Origin of the sequence: Rhodanobacter sp. OR92, assembly GCF_000427545.1 — a bacterium.
Classification (GTDB): Bacteria; Pseudomonadota; Gammaproteobacteria; order Xanthomonadales; family Rhodanobacteraceae; genus Rhodanobacter; species Rhodanobacter denitrificans.
Map to the genome: position 1 here is coordinate 77,343 of NZ_ATYF01000012.1, position 15,530 is coordinate 92,872.

The 15,530-nt window shown below is 66.9% G+C and carries 17 protein-coding genes; 8 read left to right on the plus strand and 9 right to left on the minus strand.

All coding sequences use genetic code 11. From position 1 onward, the window contains the following. Positions 1 to 10 precede the first annotated feature (10 nt). The 4 genes from RHOOR92_RS0105720 to RHOOR92_RS0105735 all read left to right on the plus strand — a co-directional run bounded on the left by RHOOR92_RS0105720 (position 11) and on the right by RHOOR92_RS0105735 (position 4,388). Positions 11 to 1,396 carry an MBL fold metallo-hydrolase gene (locus tag RHOOR92_RS0105720; protein ID WP_027485395.1) on the plus strand — a complete coding sequence of 462 codons (1,386 nt, stop codon included), beginning with the start codon at positions 11 to 13 and terminating at the stop codon, positions 1,394 to 1,396. Then, the gene (locus RHOOR92_RS0105725) at positions 1,393 to 2,904 is read left to right on the plus strand and encodes a thymidine phosphorylase family protein (protein WP_027485394.1); all 1,512 of its coding nucleotides are present in this window, start codon (positions 1,393 to 1,395) and stop codon (positions 2,902 to 2,904) included. The genes RHOOR92_RS0105720 and RHOOR92_RS0105725 overlap by 4 nt, the downstream gene beginning before the upstream one ends. After that, the gene (locus RHOOR92_RS0105730; RefSeq protein ID WP_027485393.1) at positions 2,901 to 3,812 is read left to right on the plus strand and encodes a ribose-phosphate pyrophosphokinase; all 912 of its coding nucleotides are present in this window, start codon (positions 2,901 to 2,903) and stop codon (positions 3,810 to 3,812) included. Before RHOOR92_RS0105725 ends, RHOOR92_RS0105730 begins: the two co-directional genes overlap by 4 nt. Positions 3,813 to 3,944: 132 nt before the next feature. Continuing rightward, positions 3,945 to 4,388, plus strand: a complete 444-nt coding sequence (locus RHOOR92_RS0105735) for an acetate/propionate family kinase (protein ID WP_027485392.1) — start codon at positions 3,945 to 3,947, stop codon at positions 4,386 to 4,388. A gap of 87 nt (positions 4,389 to 4,475) precedes the next feature. On the opposite strand, the gene RHOOR92_RS0105740 is transcribed toward RHOOR92_RS0105735, so the two are convergent. The 7 genes from RHOOR92_RS0105740 to RHOOR92_RS0105770 form a co-directional block, all read right to left on the minus strand. Further along, entirely contained in the window at positions 4,476 to 5,783 is a 1,308-nt protein-coding gene (locus tag RHOOR92_RS0105740; RefSeq protein WP_196802005.1) for a hypothetical protein, read from the minus strand. A gap of 121 nt (positions 5,784 to 5,904) precedes the next feature. Then, positions 5,905 to 6,357, minus strand: a complete 453-nt coding sequence (locus tag RHOOR92_RS0105745) for a DUF411 domain-containing protein (RefSeq protein ID WP_027485391.1) — start codon at positions 6,355 to 6,357, stop codon at positions 5,905 to 5,907. Positions 6,358 to 6,371: 14 nt separating this feature from the next. Then, positions 6,372 to 7,445, minus strand: coding sequence for a c-type cytochrome (locus tag RHOOR92_RS0105750; protein WP_027489831.1), 1,074 nt, complete (start codon positions 7,443 to 7,445; stop codon positions 6,372 to 6,374). Between the two features lie 9 nt (positions 7,446 to 7,454). Continuing rightward, a complete protein-coding gene (locus RHOOR92_RS0105755) occupies positions 7,455 to 8,588 on the minus strand; it encodes a copper resistance protein B (RefSeq protein ID WP_027489832.1) in 1,134 nt (377 codons plus the stop codon). Beyond that, positions 8,585 to 10,336, minus strand: a complete 1,752-nt coding sequence (locus RHOOR92_RS0105760) for a copper resistance system multicopper oxidase (RefSeq protein ID WP_027489833.1) — start codon at positions 10,334 to 10,336, stop codon at positions 8,585 to 8,587. The genes RHOOR92_RS0105755 and RHOOR92_RS0105760 overlap by 4 nt, the downstream gene beginning before the upstream one ends. Positions 10,337 to 10,438: 102 nt before the next feature. Continuing rightward, positions 10,439 to 10,786, minus strand: coding sequence for a hypothetical protein (locus RHOOR92_RS0105765; RefSeq protein ID WP_007512871.1), 348 nt, complete (start codon positions 10,784 to 10,786; stop codon positions 10,439 to 10,441). Between the two features lie 147 nt (positions 10,787 to 10,933). Continuing rightward, positions 10,934 to 11,269 (minus strand): hypothetical protein, encoded by a 336-nt coding sequence (locus tag RHOOR92_RS0105770; RefSeq protein ID WP_015447277.1) that lies wholly within the window; start codon positions 11,267 to 11,269, stop codon positions 10,934 to 10,936. Between the two features lie 164 nt (positions 11,270 to 11,433). On the opposite strand from RHOOR92_RS0105770, the gene rlmJ reads away from it, so the two are divergent. The 4 genes from rlmJ to RHOOR92_RS0105790 all read left to right on the plus strand — a co-directional run bounded on the left by rlmJ (position 11,434) and on the right by RHOOR92_RS0105790 (position 14,564). After that, on the plus strand, positions 11,434 to 12,348 hold the full coding sequence (gene rlmJ / locus RHOOR92_RS0105775; RefSeq protein ID WP_027489834.1) for a 23S rRNA (adenine(2030)-N(6))-methyltransferase RlmJ: 915 nt from the start codon (positions 11,434 to 11,436) through the stop codon (positions 12,346 to 12,348). A gap of 39 nt (positions 12,349 to 12,387) precedes the next feature. Continuing rightward, positions 12,388 to 12,903, plus strand: a complete 516-nt coding sequence (locus RHOOR92_RS0105780; RefSeq protein WP_027489835.1) for a Slp family lipoprotein — start codon at positions 12,388 to 12,390, stop codon at positions 12,901 to 12,903. 165 nt (positions 12,904 to 13,068) lie between these two features. Beyond that, complete coding sequence (locus tag RHOOR92_RS0105785) at positions 13,069 to 13,971, plus strand: cation diffusion facilitator family transporter (RefSeq protein WP_027489836.1); 903 nt, start codon at positions 13,069 to 13,071, stop codon at positions 13,969 to 13,971. 53 nt (positions 13,972 to 14,024) lie between these two features. Further along, positions 14,025 to 14,564 (plus strand): DUF2058 domain-containing protein, encoded by a 540-nt coding sequence (locus RHOOR92_RS0105790; protein WP_027489837.1) that lies wholly within the window; start codon positions 14,025 to 14,027, stop codon positions 14,562 to 14,564. Between the two features lie 4 nt (positions 14,565 to 14,568). On the opposite strand, the gene RHOOR92_RS0105795 is transcribed toward RHOOR92_RS0105790, so the two are convergent. Both RHOOR92_RS0105795 and RHOOR92_RS0105800 read right to left on the minus strand, forming a co-directional pair. Beyond that, entirely contained in the window at positions 14,569 to 14,961 is a 393-nt protein-coding gene (locus tag RHOOR92_RS0105795; RefSeq protein WP_007512854.1) for a VOC family protein, read from the minus strand. Continuing rightward, positions 14,958 to 15,356 (minus strand): MmcQ/YjbR family DNA-binding protein, encoded by a 399-nt coding sequence (locus RHOOR92_RS0105800; protein ID WP_027489838.1) that lies wholly within the window; start codon positions 15,354 to 15,356, stop codon positions 14,958 to 14,960. Before RHOOR92_RS0105800 ends, RHOOR92_RS0105795 begins: the two co-directional genes overlap by 4 nt. Positions 15,357 to 15,530 lie beyond the last annotated feature (174 nt).

The following is a 15,530-nucleotide window of genomic DNA, read 5'->3' on the forward strand; positions in this document are numbered from 1 at the left end:
AGGCCAACCCATGAGCGATCCCGCACGTACCTTGCTGCATTTCCTGGGCGCCACCGGCACGGTGACCGGTTCGCGCTACCTGATCGAATCGTCGGGACAACGGGTTCTCGTCGATTGCGGTCTGTTCCAAGGCTACAAGCAGCTGCGCGATCGCAACCGCGCCGATTTCCCGGTACCGCCAGACACCATCGACACCGTACTGCTGACCCACGCGCATCTGGATCATTCCGGTTACATTCCCGCGCTGGTGCGCAACGGTTTTCGCGGCAAGGTGATCTGCACTCCGGCCACCCGGGACCTATGTTCGCTGCTGCTATCCGACAGCGGGCACCTGCTGGAAGAGGAAGCCAAGTACGCGCGAAAGAAGGGTTACTCAAAACATGCCCATCCCACGCCGCTGTACACGGCCGAGGATGCGGACACGGCGCTGGAGCGCTTCGTCACCCATGATTTCGACCGTGAGTTGGAGATCGGTCGCGGGCTGCGCGCCCGCTTCCACCCTGCAGGCCACTTGCTGGGGGCAGCGCAGATCAGTCTCGACATCAACGGGACGATTGTGCATTTCAGCGGAGATCTCGGTCGCACCCAGGACCCGATGATGCGTCCGCCACAGCCACTGCAACAGGCTGACGTGCTGGTGTGCGAATCGACCTATGGCAATCGTCAACATGCTCGCATGGACTCCGAAGCGGAGCTCGCTCCGGTTATTCGCCGCGTGGCGGCCCGTGGCGGCGTCATTGTCATCCCCGCCTTCGCTGTTGGCCGAGCACAAGGCCTGATGCTGCATATCGCCCGCTTGCGCCAGCGTGGCGAGATTCCCGGGATTCCGGTTTTCCTCAATAGTCCGATGGCGATCAATGCGACGGACATCTACCACCGCTATCACGGCGAACACCACGTCACGGATGCCGAATGCCAGGCCATGTATGAGCTGGCGACCATGGTCCGTACCGTGGACGAGTCGAAGGCGCTGAACCAGCGCCGCGGCCCGATGATCATCATCTCCGCCAGCGGCATGCTCACCGGCGGGCGCGTACTGCACCATCTGGAGGCGTTCGCTCCGGACTCGCGCAACGCAATCGTGCTGTCCGGTTACCAAGCGGGCGGCACGCGTGGGGCGTCGCTGATCGGTGGTGCGGACCGTCTGCGTATGTTCGGTCGGGACGTACCGATTCGTGCCGAGGTCGTCCCGCTGCAAAGCTTCTCGGGCCACGCCGATGCCGACGAGCTCCTGGCGTGGATGGGCGGGGCAACCCGTGTGCCCGGGATGACCTACGTCACCCACGGCGATCCGGATGCAGCCGACACCCTGCGGGCGCGCATCCAGCGCGAGCTCGGCTGGGACGCCCGCGTACCCGAACACCTGGAGCGCGTTGTAGTGGATGCCCGCCAATGAATGGCACCCACAACCGGTTGCGAATGGAGCGGGCCGGCATCGACACCTATCGGCAGCCCGTCGTCTACATGCACCGCGATTGCACCGTGTGCCGGGCGGAGGGGTTCGCGGCACTGACCCGCGTGCTTGTCCGCAGCGGACATCGCGAAGTGGTCGCCACCCTCAACGTGGTCACGGATGACCGGCTTGCCCTGGATGTCGCCGCATTGTCGGAGGCCGCCTGGAAAGCGCTCGACCCGGGTCCCGACGCTTGGGCCACGTTCAGCCATCCGTCTCCCCCGGCTTCGGCACCGGCGCTGCGGGCCAAGGTGTTCGGTCAGCGCCTGGACGAAAAGGATTTCCTGGGTCTGATGCGTGACACCGTGGACAACCGCCTGTCCGACATCGAATTGGCGGCATTCGTGACTGCTTGTACCGGCGAACGGCTCGATCACCAGGAGACCATCGGCCTGACGCGTGCCATGGTTTCGGTAGGACAACGGATCGACTGGGGTAGCGACACGGTACTCGACAAGCATTGCGTGGGCGGCCTTCCCGGCAACCGGACGACGCCCCTCGTGGTCGCCATCGTCGCCGCGGCCGGGCACCGGATCCCGAAGACGTCTTCGCGAGCGATCACGTCCCCGGCGGGGACCGCCGATACGATGGAAGTCATGGCGGCAGTGGCCCTGGATCTCGCCGCGATGCGTCGCGTGGTCGAGCGCGAAAACGGCTGCATCGTCTGGGGCGGCAACGTGGGCCTGAGTCCAGCCGACGATGTACTGATCGGGATCGAACGACCACTGGATTTCGACAGTGATGGGCAACTTGTGGCGAGCGTGCTGTCGAAGAAGGTTGCCGCTGGCTCCTCGCACGTGCTGATCGACATTCCGATCGGATCGACCGCCAAGGTGCGAACCGCTGACGCCGCCGATGCACTGGAAGGGCGATTGAAAGTCACCGCGAGAGCCATGGGCCTTTCGCTGGCAATCGCGCGAACCGACGGCCGTCAGCCCGTGGGCTACGGGATCGGGCCGGTACTGGAGGCGCGCGACGTCCTGTCTGTCCTGCGTGGCATCCCGGATGCGCCCCGCGATTTGCGCGAACGGGCCATCGATCTGGCCGGCGCCTTGCTCGACATCGCGCCTGGCACCAGGTCAGACACGGGCCGCGCGCAGGCCGAGGCTCTGCTGCAAAACGGTGCAGCCCTGCGGAAGTTCCTCGCGATTTGCGAGGCGCAAGGCGGCTTCCACGAACCTGTTCTCGCACCGCACGTGCGGCCGGTCCTCGCGTCGCGAAGCGGTGTTGTCGAAGGCGTCGACAATCGCCGCCTCGCGAAGATCGCCAAACTGGCCGGCGCACCGGCCAGTCAAAGCGCGGGCATTGATTGCCACATACGCATCGGCGATACCCTGCGTGCCGGGGAACCGATTTTCCATGTGCACGCACGGACGCCGGGTGAACTGGCCTACGCGCTCGAGTATGCAGCTTCGCAGCGGGATGTCTTCACCATCGGGACCGGCGCATGACACGGGTTCTGCTTCCATTCCCATCGCAGCGCGGCATCGCTGAGAACATGGCCCCCACGCTGGAGGCGCGGGTCGGTTGCGTGGACTGGCGCCGATTCCCGGACGGCGAGTCGCTGGTCGCCATCGACGATGCATTGTCAGGGGCGGACGTTGCGATCGTTGCCAGCCTGCATCACCCCGACGAGCTGTCGATCGCACTGCGCTTCGCGGCGGCGACCGCGCGCGAATTCGGTGCCCGCTCGGTCGGCCTGGTGGCACCCTACCTCGCCTACATGCGACAGGACACGCGATTCCATCGCGGCGAGGCGATCAGCGCGCCGTTGTACGCGCGATTTCTGGAGGAAAGTTTCGACTGGCTGGTAACGGTCGATCCACACCTGCACCGCAACCCGGAGCTTTCCGGGCTGTATCGCATTCCAGCGGCGCGCATGGCAGCGGCGCCGGTCGTGGCCGAGTGGATCCGTGACAATGTCCCCCACGCCATGCTCATCGGACCCGACAGCGAAAGCGAACAGTGGGTATCCGACATCGCACAGAAAGTCGGCCTGCCCTGGCAAGTACTGCAGAAGCAGCGGCACGGCGATCGCGATGTCGAGGTCAGCCTGCCCGATGCCGGGGCTGCTCGCGGACGCACACCGGTGATCGTCGACGACATCGTTTCCTCCGGGTGCACGGTGATCGAAACCCTTGGACACCTGCGCCGAATCGGCCTGCCTGCCGCGGTGTGCGTCGCCATCCACGCCGTGTTCGCCGAGGATGCCTACGACCAGTTGCTCAAGGCCGGCGCAGCCCGTGTCGTGAGCACGGATTCCATTCCGCACGCTTCCAACGCCATGTCGATCGCCGGACTGCTGGCTGGAGCCTGCAACGACTTGTTCGGGCGCACTCGCCCACGGGGGACCCGATGAATCCTTCACTGACTTGCTGCACGGCCATCGAACTCAGTTCAGACGAGCGGTAGCTGACCTATCGGCCGGCCACGGATCATCGCGTGGACGACCTCGGGCTTGCACAGTGGGTGAGCGGCCGCGGCGGCCGCAATGTCCACCCGGTTTGGTTCGCTCGCCCCTGCGGGCATACTCCATCTTCAGCGCAACCTCGGCATTTCGCCGGCGAACCTGGAGCGGATGCTGTGGAAGGAAAGCGGCCTGAAGGGGCCATCGGGCGAGTCCGGCGACATGCACGAATCATTGACGTCCCCATCGGAACAGGCGCAACGCGCCACTGCAGTTTATGTGGATGGCATCGTTCAGGACGTCGCCGCCATGGTCGCCTCTATCAGCGGCATCGACATCCTTGCCTTCCCGGATGGCGCCGACATGCACGCGCCCGCCATCCGTGCGAACGTAGTGGATGTTCCTGAGCGAATTGGCCTGGCGATCGACAGCGACTTGAACGAGCTTTTTTTCGGAGAATTTTTCCCGCGAAGCCGCACGAGTCCGTACGTTCGCACCGCACGTAGACGAGGAAAGGGAGATGGCTGACGGAATTGCCAGACTCGGAGCTTGGGAACGCCTGCAATGATCCGAGTTGACTACGCCCGCCGACATTCAGAAGCATGGGCAGCGGCGTCAACGGTCCATGCCCGTCAACACGGGGGCAAATCCACCACCGGGAGTCCGGAAGTTGGTGGTTTGCCCCCGATACATCCGGGCGGCGTAGAGCAGCACCTTGCCGCGATAGGCATAGCAACGGAAATCGACTTTGAACGGAGCCGCATGTAGGTCAGCGAGGCGCTCGCTGGGCGCCACGATTTCCTGGGCGATGTAGCTGGCACTGGCGATTTCGTCCCATACCCGACGCGTGAGCTTGTCGCCGCGGTATGTGGCCTTGCTGCCGAATCCGGCGGACGGTTTGAAGAAAAGATGACGCCGTCCTGCCCACATCGCGTCGCGATTCTGCGGCGTCAGCAATTCGGTCTTCGGGACTCCTGCGCACAAGGTGTCCACCGCGACTTGGCTGGCACCGATCGATTCCAGGAAGTCGCGGTTGCCCAGCAAGCTCAAGTTGCGTTTGTCCGAGTACAGCGCGTGCGCCCGCGGATGCGGGCTTACGGCCACGGTGCCGGCCAGGTAGGCGATCCGTATGGCGGCGTGGGCAGGTTGCTCGAACGCGAAGTCGGTCAGACGGTTGTAGATCATGTCGACGGCGTTTTCGCCCAGCCAAAGGCGATCCTGCTTCAGGACCAGGTCTTCGGGGCCGCAAATTTCGGCGCGATAGCCATGCCGCCGAAAGAGTTCGCGAAACAACACGAACTCCGGATAGAGGTACTGCTGTTGCGGCGACTCGTCGACGATGACCACGAGCCCCAGTGGCGTGGAACCGCGTTGCAGACGCCACTCCGTCAGCATGACTTCCAGAACGGCGACGTCCACGCCATCGATTGCTGTGGGCGGCTTGGTCACTTCGGACATGCACGCGCGCTGTGCCTGCCCGAGAACCGCATTGAGCAATACGCCGCCCGGATTGGTATTGATCTCTATGAGTTGAGGTCCGTTCCTTCCCATATGGAAATCCAGCCCCAGCAATCCACCCGGTGATCCTGGCTCGAAGCGGGCTATGTCGGGGGCCCATGCCATCACTGCCAACCGGTAGGTCGGCAAGGCGGTCACTTCCTCGATGGCGGCGACCACCTTTGCCGCTTGTTCAAGGCGACGACGCGAAACATAGATCGGCAGCACGGAAAACAAATGAGGGTGAGAGACTGCCAGTGCCTCGGGCAACCCATGCGCGCCAAGAACGCCGTCGAGGCTTGCATGAAGTGCCTGGGCGTCCACACCGAGGCAAAAACACTCGCTGTTGAGCGCCTCGATCGACGGGGCAGACGTGCAGATACCGGCACACGCGTTCGCCGCCACAGATGATTGATGCTCGTTCACGTGACTGGCTCGCCTTGATCATGCATCTTTCGCCGCCCGCCTGATGGAGTATAAGCCTCACCGATGATGCGCCCAGGCGATGGCATGGTCTGGCCTGGCCTTCGCACACCGGCCACGGCGATCACGCCTTTGGGCCGTGGGTCACATACACCCGGGTCGAGCCGTCGCGACCGATCAACACCACGTCATAGCGCTCGGGCGCGCCCACTTCCATACCGGGCGAACCCATCGGCATGCCGGGCGCGGCCAGGCCGCGCGCGTTCGGCCGCTCGGCCAGCAGGCGGCGGATGTCCTCCACCGGCACATGCCCCTCGACCACGTAGCCGTCGATCAGCGCGGTGTGGCAGGACAGGGCACGGGCCGGCACGCCGAAGCGCGCTTTCACCGCCGCCATCGGCTGATCCTGGTGCACGCTGACGGTGTAGCCGTGCGCGCGCATGTACTCGACCCATGCGCCGCAGCAGCCGCAGGACGGGTCACTGTAGACATCGAACGCGTTCGCCGCCAGCGCCACCGGCGCGAACAACATCGCAAACAGCAGGCTGATGCCCGCGCGGGAAAGCCAACGCTTCATCGTCATTCTCCTGGTCATTGTGCTGGCACGGGGGCGGTTTCCCACTGGACGGACACGATCTTCCAGCCGGCGCCATCCTTCCTGAGGTTGAGCATCTCGCGGCTGCGCAGCATGGCCGGCTTGCCCTTGATCGTGGCCTGCAGGTCGCTTTCGCTGCCGACCATCGCGGTGTCGCCCATCGGCATCGAGCCCAGCGAGACCGGCGTGATCCGCGCCGTTTTCAGGAAGGCGATGTCCTCGCCCAGATGGCCGCCCGCGTATTCATCGCGGGACTCCGTGCGGCCGCCCTCGCTGATGCTGGCGTCGGGCGCCAGCAGGGCGAGCACCGCCGCACGGTCGCCGTGCTGCAGGGCCGCGTGGAAGGCCTGCGCCGCGGCCTCGGCGGCCGGCGCCGCCTTGGGCTGCATTCCCGCAAGCGACAACGGCGCGGCCGCCGCGGAGCTGGCGGGCGTCGCATGCCCGTGGTCGCCCTGCGCCGATGCCCCATGACTGTGGCCGCCATCCTCGCCCATGTCCATGCCCGCCATGGTGCCGCCGCCATGCGCGTCCTCGTCGGCGTCGCCATGGCTGTGCATGTCCTCGTCCGGCGGCGCCTTCGCCACCATGTCCTTGTACTGTGCGGGTGTCATGCCGGGCAGCTTCTGCAGGAACGCCACCATGCTCCAGATGGTGGCGTCGTCGTGACTGGCGCCCCACGCCGGCATCGCGCTCATCTTGATGCCGTGCTTGATCACCCAGAACGCCGCGCGCGGGTCGGGCCGGAATTTCGCCAGCTCGGGCGGCTTCGGGTACAGGCCGGGGCGCATTTCGTTTTCGGCCATGCCTGGCGCCAGGTGGCAGCCGGTGCACATCGCCGCGTACTGGCCGGCGCCCTTGAGGATCAGCAGCGGGTCGTCAAGCTTGGGCACGACGATGTCCTTCGCGTGGTGCGCGATCGAACGTTGGCGCAGCGCCTGCATCAGCGCGTAGACCGGTTTCGTGTGGTGGGCGTCGGCACCGATGTTGTAGACGCCGGACCCGACGAAGGCACCGACGCCGGCGATGACGACGACGCAGAGAATCACGACGGTGATGATGGCTCGTTTCATGGGCGTTCCTCAGAACCAGATGCGCAGGCCGGCGACCCATTGGCGGTCGAAAACTGCTTGATGATCGGCACGGGCGAAATCGGCCGTGGCGCCGAAGCGGCGCGTCCAGACTACGCCGATGTATGGCGCGAATTCACGCCGGATCTCGTAGCGCAAGCGCAAGCCCAGCTTCGCGTCCGAGATGCCGCTGCCGATGCCGCGTGCCGGGTCGGACTTGCCGTGCAGGTTGACCTCCAGCTCCGGCTGCAGGATCAGCCGCTGGGTGAACAGCAGTTCGTAGTCGGCACGCAGGCGCGCCGCGCTGCGGCCGGCAGGCCCGGCATAGGCGGTGGCCTGGATTTCGAACCAGTACGGCGCCAGGCCCTGCACGCCGAACGCGGCCCAGCTGCGCCGCGGGCCGGCGCCGAAGTCGTGGCGCACACCCAGTTGTGTACTCCAGAACGCGGCGACGGCGTGGTCCCACAACGCCTCGACCTCGCCATCGTCAAGCCTGCCGCCAGTGCGCTCGCCCTCGCTGCGCAGCCACAGCTTGTCCGCGTCGCTGCCGTACCAGCCTGCGCCTTCCCACGACTGGCCGTTGCCGTCGCGGCCGTGAAACGCTTCGAGCTGATCGACCAGCAGCATGCCGGCCGGCGCGCTGCCGTGCATGTGCAGCGCGTGCGCGGGACTGGCGGCGATGCCGTCGGAATAATCGCCGCTGCGTGCGTCCGCCGGCGCACGGCCGCCCGGCATCGGCTCCATGGCCCTGTCCGGCATCGCTCCCGTGTCGTATGCCGCGCCATGGTCCATCCCTTGCATCGAGCCGTGGTCCATCGGCGGCATCGCGCCATGGTCCATGCCGTGCATGGGGTGCGCGCCGGCGGGCGCAGCAGCCGGCGGGGCGGGGACGTGTCGCTTCCTCGCCTTCTTGACCAGCGTCTTCGCCGCCGGTGGCGCACTGCTGCCGGCGCTGGCCGGCATCGCCATGCCGTGCATGCCGGCGTGATCCATGCCTGGCATCGCGCCCATGTCCACCGGTGCGGTGCTGCCCGCCGAAGCCGGCGCGCTCTGCGCCGCTGCCGCCAGCGGCAACGCCAGCAGCAGCGCGGCCAGCAGCGCCGAACGGAGCGGAACGATCGAGGTGTCGCGACGAGGCGTCTTCATGCCACCACCACCTCGCGGAACATGCCCGCCTCCATGTGGTACAGCAGGTGGCAGTGGTAGGCCCAGCGGCCCGGCGCATCGGCCGTGACCGCATAGGTGATGCGCTGCACCGGCTGCACGTTGATGGTGTGCTTGCGCACCTGGAACTGCCCGTGCGGATTCTCCAGCTCGCTCCACATGCCGTGCAGGTGGATCGGGTGGTTCATCATGGTGTCGTTGACCAGCACGATGCGCAGGCGCTCGCCGGTGTTGAAATGGATGGGCTTGGCGTCGGGGAACTTGATGCCGTCGAACGACCACATGAAGCGCTCCATGTTGCCGGTCAGATGCAGCTCGATCTCGCGACCGGGTTCGCGCGCGTCGAGCGGGCCGCCGACGGTGTGCAGGTCGGCGTAGGTCAGCGCGCGGCGGCCGTTGTCGCGCAGGCCGATGCCCGGGTCGTCGAGGTTGCTGCGCGGCGTGTCGACACGCATGTCCACGCCGGGGCCGTATTCGGTGCGGGCATGACGCACCACCGGTGCGGGACTGGTCGCCATGCCCGCCACGCCGCCATGCTCCATGCCGGGCATCGCGGCGTGGCCGCCGCCGTGGTCCGCATGCGACATCGCGCCCATCATGTCCTGCATGCCCAGCCACAGGCGCCGGTCCAGCGCCGGCACCTCGGCTTCCATGCCGGCACGCGGCGCCAGGGTGCCGCGTGCGTAGCCGCTGCGGTCGATGGATTGCGCGAACAGGGTGTACGCGCGCTCCTCCTGCGGCTCGACGATGACGTCGTAGGTTTCGGCTGCCGAGATGCGGAATTCGTCGACCGCCACCGGCTGCACGTCCTGGCCGTCGGCGGCGATCACCGTCATCTTCAGGCCGGGAATGCGCACGTCGAAGATGCTGGACGACGAACCGTTGATGAAGCGCAGCCGGATCTTCTCGCCGGGCCTGAAGATGCCGGTCCAGTTGCCGGCCGGCGTCGTGCCGTTCATCAAGTAGGTGTAGGTGTAGCCGGAGACGTCGCCCAGGTCGGTCGGGTTCATGCGCATGGCGTTCCACATCCGGCGCATCGCCAGCGCCTGGCGCAGCCCCTTTTCGCGCACATCGCGGAAGAAATCCGGCACGGTCGGCTGGGCGAAGTTGTAGTAGTCGCTCTGCTTTTTCAGTCTGGCGTAGATGCGCGCGGGATCCTCGTCGGTCCAGTCGTTGAGCATCACCACGTAGTCGCGGTCCGCGGGGTAGCGCTCGCGGCCGGCCGGCTCGATCACCAGCGGGCCGTACAGCGCGTTCTGCTCCTGGAAACCCGAATGCGAGTGGTACCAGTAGGTGCCGCTCTGGCGCAGCTGGAAACGGTAGACAAAGCTTTCGCCCGGCGCGATGCCGTCGAAACTGAGGCCGGGCACGCCATCCATCCGGAACGGCAGGATGATGCCGTGCCAGTGGATCGAGGTCGGCACGCGCAAGCGGTTGCTGACGCGCAGGTTCACCGTGGTGCCCTCGCGCATGCGCAGCAGCGGACCGGGCACGCCGCCGTTGACGGTGGCCGCCGGCCGCGCCGCACCGGTGAAGTTGACCGTGGCCTCGACGATGTCGAGTACGAACTCGGTGCCGCCGAGCACGCTGGGCTGGCCGGGGCTGGTCAGCGCCCAGACATTGGGCGGACGCAGCAGGCCGAGGCCGGCCGCCGCGCCGCCCAGGGCCAGGCCCTGCACGAAGCGCCGCCGCGACAGATCGGTCGCGGGCGGTGGGGAAAAGGGATTCACGTGGGCATCCTTCGGTGGAGGCATCGGCAGTCGACGCCGGTCATGGGCCGCCTTCACGTTCACCGTCGGGCGAGCGTGAAGGCGTGGTCGCAGTGCGCGGAATCAGCCGGCGGGCGGCCGCAGCGGCGGCGCCTGCGCAACGCTGGGCGCCGACGCGAAGGATGGCGAAACATGCCAGGGTTCCGGTGCCACCGGCACCAGCCCGGCCAAGGCGAACGCCGGCAGGATGCTGCCGCACGCCGCCGCACAGTAGGCCGAACCCATCGAGCCATGCGCGTCGTGGCCCCGGTCGTCGCAACAACCGGACTGATCGGCCATGGCGTGGTCGCCATGGCCGGCGAGCTGGGCGACGGTCGACGCGGGCGCGGCTTGAAGCGTGCCACCAGCCGCCCCGCGCGGCATGCCGTGCACCGGCGCCAGCGCGAGGATCAGCCACGCCAGCCAGGCCATCGCCCGGAAGGACGGCAAGCATGCGGCGTGACGTGGCGAGCGGCTCATCGGCACAGCATAGGGGGCGTGCCGATGGGCCTCAACCCTGGACGTGGCTCCATCGCGAGACGACCGAAGCCCGCCGCGGTTCGTCCGCCACCGGGCGAACTACTGGGTATAGCCCATGTGCAGGGTGATCTTGTCGCCGGCCTTCAGGTTCGCCACCGACGCCGGCGGGAAGTGCACGCGCAGCGACATGCCGGCCGAGCTCACCTCGACGATACCGGTCTTGCTGTCGACCGAGCTGACCGTGGCGGGCATCATGTGCATGCTGCCGTTCTTGTTGTGGCGCATCATCTTGTGATGCATGCCTCCCATCTGGCCCATGCTGCTCGACGCCGGCGCCGGCGCCATGCTTCCGCTGTCCTGGGCACTGGCTGTGCCGAACGCCAGGCAAAGGCCGAGGGTGGCCGTCGAAACGATGATTTTCGGCGAGAACGTCATGATGATTCTCCGCGCAGATGGACGGCCGAAGCGGCGTGCCTGGCCGGTTGCAACACTGCAACAGGCAAAGCCTGCGCCGGTCGATGTGCAGGAAAGGTTACGTGCTGCGACGGGGAGCCCGCTGCCGGCCTCTATACTGGGCTCCCCCGCCCGCCGTGACCGCCATGAATTACCGCCACGCCTATCACGCCGGCAACTTCGCCGATGTCCTCAAGCACGTCGTGCTGCTCGCGCTGGTCGAGGCGCTGCAGGCCAAGCCCGCGCCGTTCTGCTACATCGACACCCACGCCGGCAGCGGCAGCTATCCGCTGGAAGGCTTCGAGGCGAAGAAGACCGGCGAGCACAGGGACGGCATCGCGCGCCTGCACCCGGCCGAAAAGGTGCCGCCGCTGCTCAGGCGCTGGCGCGACGGCATCCTCGGCGGCGAGGGCAACGAACAGGGCCTGAAGCACTACCCCGGCTCGCCGCTGCAGGTCGCCCGACTGTTGCGCCCCGGCGACAGCGCCCAGCTGTGCGAACTGCACGTCGAGGAAGCGGCGAAATTGCACGAGCTGTTCCGCGGCAATCCACAGGTGCACGTGCACCAGCGCGACGGCTACGAGGCGCTGAAGGCGCTGCTGCCGCCGAAGGAAAAGCGCGGCCTGGTGCTGATCGACCCGCCGTACGAGGCGCAGGAGGCCGAGTACAAGCTGATCGAGCAGGCATTGAAGTCGGCCCTGCTGCGCTGGCCCACCGGCGTCTACGCGGTGTGGTACCCGATCAAGCTGCGCAGCCAGGTGCAGCCGTTCCTGCGCAAGCTGCAGCACAGCGGGGTGAAACGCATCCTGCGCGCCGAGCTGCTGGTGCATCCGGACGATTCGCCGCTGCGCCTCAACGGCTCGGGCATGGTCATCCTCAACGCACCATGGAACCTCGACGACACCCTGCGCGAACCGCTGCGCGTGCTGGCCGGCCTGCTCTCGCAGGATCGCCCGGCCGAATGGAAGCTGGACTGGCTGCTGGACGAAGCCGGCAGCCAGCTGAACACGCCCAGCCCGCTGCCCGCCTCGCGACTACCGCGGTCGCCGGGTCGCCGCTAAGCTCGACGCACCCGCCAGCGTTCCTCCAGGAGCACGACCATGCGCAGCCGCCCCACCTCCCTGCTGATCCGCCTCGCCGTGCCGGCCGCCGTGCTGATGCTGGCGGCCTGCGCTCCCGCACCGATCTACAAGGCCGGCGCAGCCACGGTGACCGCCGCACCGTTCCAGGTCGCGCAATCGCCGGAGAAATTCAGCAACAGCGAGGTGATCTGGGGCGGGCGTATCGTGCAGGTCAAGGTATTCGCCGACCACAGCGAGATCGAACTGCTGGCCTACCCGTTGGACGCCTCGCAACGCCCGAAGGCGAACGACAGCGGCAACGGCCGCTTCATCGCCGTGATGCCCGGCTACGTGGAGCCGCTGGACTACCCCGCCGGCGCGCTGATGACGGTCAACGGCAAGCTCAACGGCAGCCGTGCCGGCAAGGTCGGCGAAGCCGACTACGTGTTCCCGCTGGTCAGCGTGGCGCAGTCGCATGTCTGGACCGCCGAGGAAATGAACAAGGGGCGCAACAACGTGCACTTCGGCGTGGGCCTGGGCGTCGGCATCCGCTGACCTCCCCCCGAACCCGGAACGCCCTCGCCTCCCGTAGGAGCGCACCCTGTGCGCGATGCCTTTCGTCACGTGACGAAGAGCATCGCGCACAGGGTGCGCTCCTACGGCGAATCCTCATCGCATCGGGTGGCTTACACTTCACGGCCATCGTCGAAGGAACTGCACATGTCAGGTCACGCCGCCAACCCGGTCAAGGCCATCTTCCTCGCGCTTGGCGCCAACTTCGCCATCTTCGTGGCCAAGCTGGTCGCCGCTTTCGTGACCGGCTCCGGCGCGATGATGGCCGAGGCGGTGCACTCGCTGGCCGACTGCGGCAACCAGGGCCTGCTGCTGCTCGGCATCCGCCAGGCGAAGCGGCCGCCGTCGGACGAGTTTCCGCTGGGCTGGGGCCGCGCGCTGTATTTCTGGTCGTTCCTGGTGGCGATACTGCTGTTCAGCGTGGGCGGCATGTTCTCGATCTACGAGGGCGTGCACAAGCTCACCAATCCCGAGCCGCTGAAATGGCCGTGGCTGGCGCTGGGCGTGCTCATGTTCGGCATCGTGGTGGAGGGCATCTCGATGCGCGGCTGCCTGCAGGAAGTAAACAAGGCCCGCGGCACGCAGGACCTGTGGACCTGGTTCCGCGAAACCCGCTCCAGCGAACTGCTGGTGATCTTCGGCGAAGACCTGGCCGCCCTGGTCGGCCTGTGCCTGGCCGCGCTCGCGGTGGGCGCCACCATGCTCACCGGCAACCTGATGTTCGACGCCGCCGGCACCATCGCCATCGGCGCGCTGCTGATCGTGGTCGCGGTGCTGGTGGCGATCGAGGTCAAGGCCTTGCTGATCGGCCAGGGCGTGGAACCGCGCCGCCGCAAGGAATTGCTGGCCTTCCTCAACGCGCGCGCGGAAGTCGCCGAAGTGCTGAACCTGATCACCCTGCAGATGGGTGCCGACGTGATGGTCGCAGTGAAGGCGCGCATGCAGCCCACCGCCAGCCTGATCGACGCGATCAACACTGTCGAGGCGGCGATGAAGGCCGAGTTTGGCGATGTGCGCTGGAGCTTCTTCGAGCCGGACAACGCGGACTGAGCCGCCGCGGCATACTTCTCCCGTTCCCCCGCAAGGCATTCCCGGCAAGTCCCATGCGCAACCCTCTCCAGGAACAACTCCTCAAAGCCGGTCTCGTCAACAAGGCCAAGGCGGCGCAGGTCGTGCGCGAGCAGGCGAAGAAGCACCAGGGCAAGGCACCGGTGGCGCCGAGTGCCGAGGAACTGGAAGCGCGGCGGCTGCAGGCGGAGAAGGCCGAGCGCGATCGCGCGATTGCTGCCGAACGCAATGCGCAGGCGCGCGCGAACGAGGCGCGGGCGCAGGTTCGCCAGATCGTCGAGGCGCACAAGGTGAAGCGCGAGGGCGAGATTGCCTATCGCTTCACTGACGGCGACAGGATCAAAAACGTGCTGGTGAACGAACCGCTGCGCGCGCAGCTGGCCGCCGGCACGCTGGTGATCGTGCGCCACGGCGAAGGTTACGAGCTGTTGCCGCGCGTGGCGGCCGACAAGATCCGCGAACGCGATGCGACGATGATCGTGCTCGACCACGGCCGCACCGAAGCCGGCAGCAGCAGCGGCGCGGACGACGAGTATTACCGGCAGTTCGAAGTGCCGGACGACCTGATCTGGTGACGCCTCAGCGCTTCGCTTCCAGCAGATCCCAGCCGTTGCCGTACAGGTCCTCGAACACCGCCACCGTGCCGTAGGCTTCGTGCCGCGGCTCCTCGCGGAAATGCACGCCTTGGGCGCGCATGCGCTGCCAGTCACGCTGGAAGTCGTCGGTGTGCAGCAGCAGGAACACGCGGCCGCCGGTCTGGTTGCCGATGCGCGAGGCCTGCTCGTCGCTATTCGCCTTGGCCAGCAGCAAACGCGTTTCGCTGGAACCGGGCGGCGCCAGCAGCACCCAGCGTTTGCCGCCGCCCAGGTCGGTGTCCTCGACCAGTTCGAAGCCGAGCGCGCGGGTGTACCAGGCGATCGCCTCGTCGTAATCGGCGACCAGCAGCGCCAGGGCGCCGAGATGCTGTTTCATTTCCTTGCCTTGACGGTCGGCAGCGGCCCCAGTGCCGCCTGCAGTTTTTTCGTCAGCTTCGCGCGCACCAGCGTATAGGCATCGAGCACGAATGCCTCCAGCTCCGCCGTGGCGAAGCGCTGCGGTTCGACCATCGAGATCCAGTGCGCGCGCGCCAGGTACGGCGCGGGGATGATGCCAGGCTGGTCGGTGAGTTCGAGGAACCGCTGGTCGGCCACCTTGCATGACAGCCGGCCGCCTTCGCTGCCGTCCGACGGCATCACCGCGAACATCTTGCCGCCCACGCTGAACACCCTGTCGACGCCCCACTTGGTATCGCGGCTGACGCCAGGCCAGTGGCCGCACAATGCATCCAGCTGGGCGGCGCTGAGACCGTGCTTCGCTTGGCGGGTCATGCGGTGCTCCGGGAAAATCCAGCCGGCATTGTGCGGGGCGGTGCGGCGCCTGTCTGCCCGCGTAGCCACCTTCCGTGCCGCAACATCGGTTCGCCGGCGTGGGCGCCGTTGCCATGCATCCACGGCGGTTCGCCACGAGCCCCGTCATTGCAAATTCATGTTGCATTGCACACA

Bases quoted from the DNA above. Each gene is read 5' to 3' on its own strand.
- RHOOR92_RS0105720 (WP_027485395.1), top strand. From the start codon at position 11: ATGAGCGATCCCGCACGTACCTTGCTGCATTTCCTGGGCGCCACCGGC.
- RHOOR92_RS0105725 (WP_027485394.1), top strand. From the start codon at position 1,393: ATGAATGGCACCCACAACCGGTTGCGAATGGAGCGGGCCGGCATCGAC.
- RHOOR92_RS0105730 (WP_027485393.1), top strand. From the start codon at position 2,901: ATGACACGGGTTCTGCTTCCATTCCCATCGCAGCGCGGCATCGCTGAG.
- RHOOR92_RS0105735 (WP_027485392.1), top strand. From the start codon at position 3,945: ATGTCCACCCGGTTTGGTTCGCTCGCCCCTGCGGGCATACTCCATCTT.
- RHOOR92_RS0105745 (WP_027485391.1), bottom strand. From the start codon at position 6,357: ATGAAGCGTTGGCTTTCCCGCGCGGGCATCAGCCTGCTGTTTGCGATG.
- RHOOR92_RS0105750 (WP_027489831.1), bottom strand. From the start codon at position 7,445: ATGAAACGAGCCATCATCACCGTCGTGATTCTCTGCGTCGTCGTCATC.
- RHOOR92_RS0105755 (WP_027489832.1), bottom strand. From the start codon at position 8,588: ATGAAGACGCCTCGTCGCGACACCTCGATCGTTCCGCTCCGTTCGGCG.
- RHOOR92_RS0105765 (WP_007512871.1), bottom strand. From the start codon at position 10,786: ATGGCCTGGCTGGCGTGGCTGATCCTCGCGCTGGCGCCGGTGCACGGC.
- RHOOR92_RS0105770 (WP_015447277.1), bottom strand. From the start codon at position 11,269: ATGACGTTCTCGCCGAAAATCATCGTTTCGACGGCCACCCTCGGCCTT.
- rlmJ (WP_027489834.1), top strand. From the start codon at position 11,434: ATGAATTACCGCCACGCCTATCACGCCGGCAACTTCGCCGATGTCCTC.
- RHOOR92_RS0105780 (WP_027489835.1), top strand. From the start codon at position 12,388: ATGCGCAGCCGCCCCACCTCCCTGCTGATCCGCCTCGCCGTGCCGGCC.
- RHOOR92_RS0105785 (WP_027489836.1), top strand. From the start codon at position 13,069: ATGTCAGGTCACGCCGCCAACCCGGTCAAGGCCATCTTCCTCGCGCTT.
- RHOOR92_RS0105790 (WP_027489837.1), top strand. From the start codon at position 14,025: ATGCGCAACCCTCTCCAGGAACAACTCCTCAAAGCCGGTCTCGTCAAC.
- RHOOR92_RS0105795 (WP_007512854.1), bottom strand. From the start codon at position 14,961: ATGAAACAGCATCTCGGCGCCCTGGCGCTGCTGGTCGCCGATTACGAC.
- RHOOR92_RS0105800 (WP_027489838.1), bottom strand. From the start codon at position 15,356: ATGACCCGCCAAGCGAAGCACGGTCTCAGCGCCGCCCAGCTGGATGCA.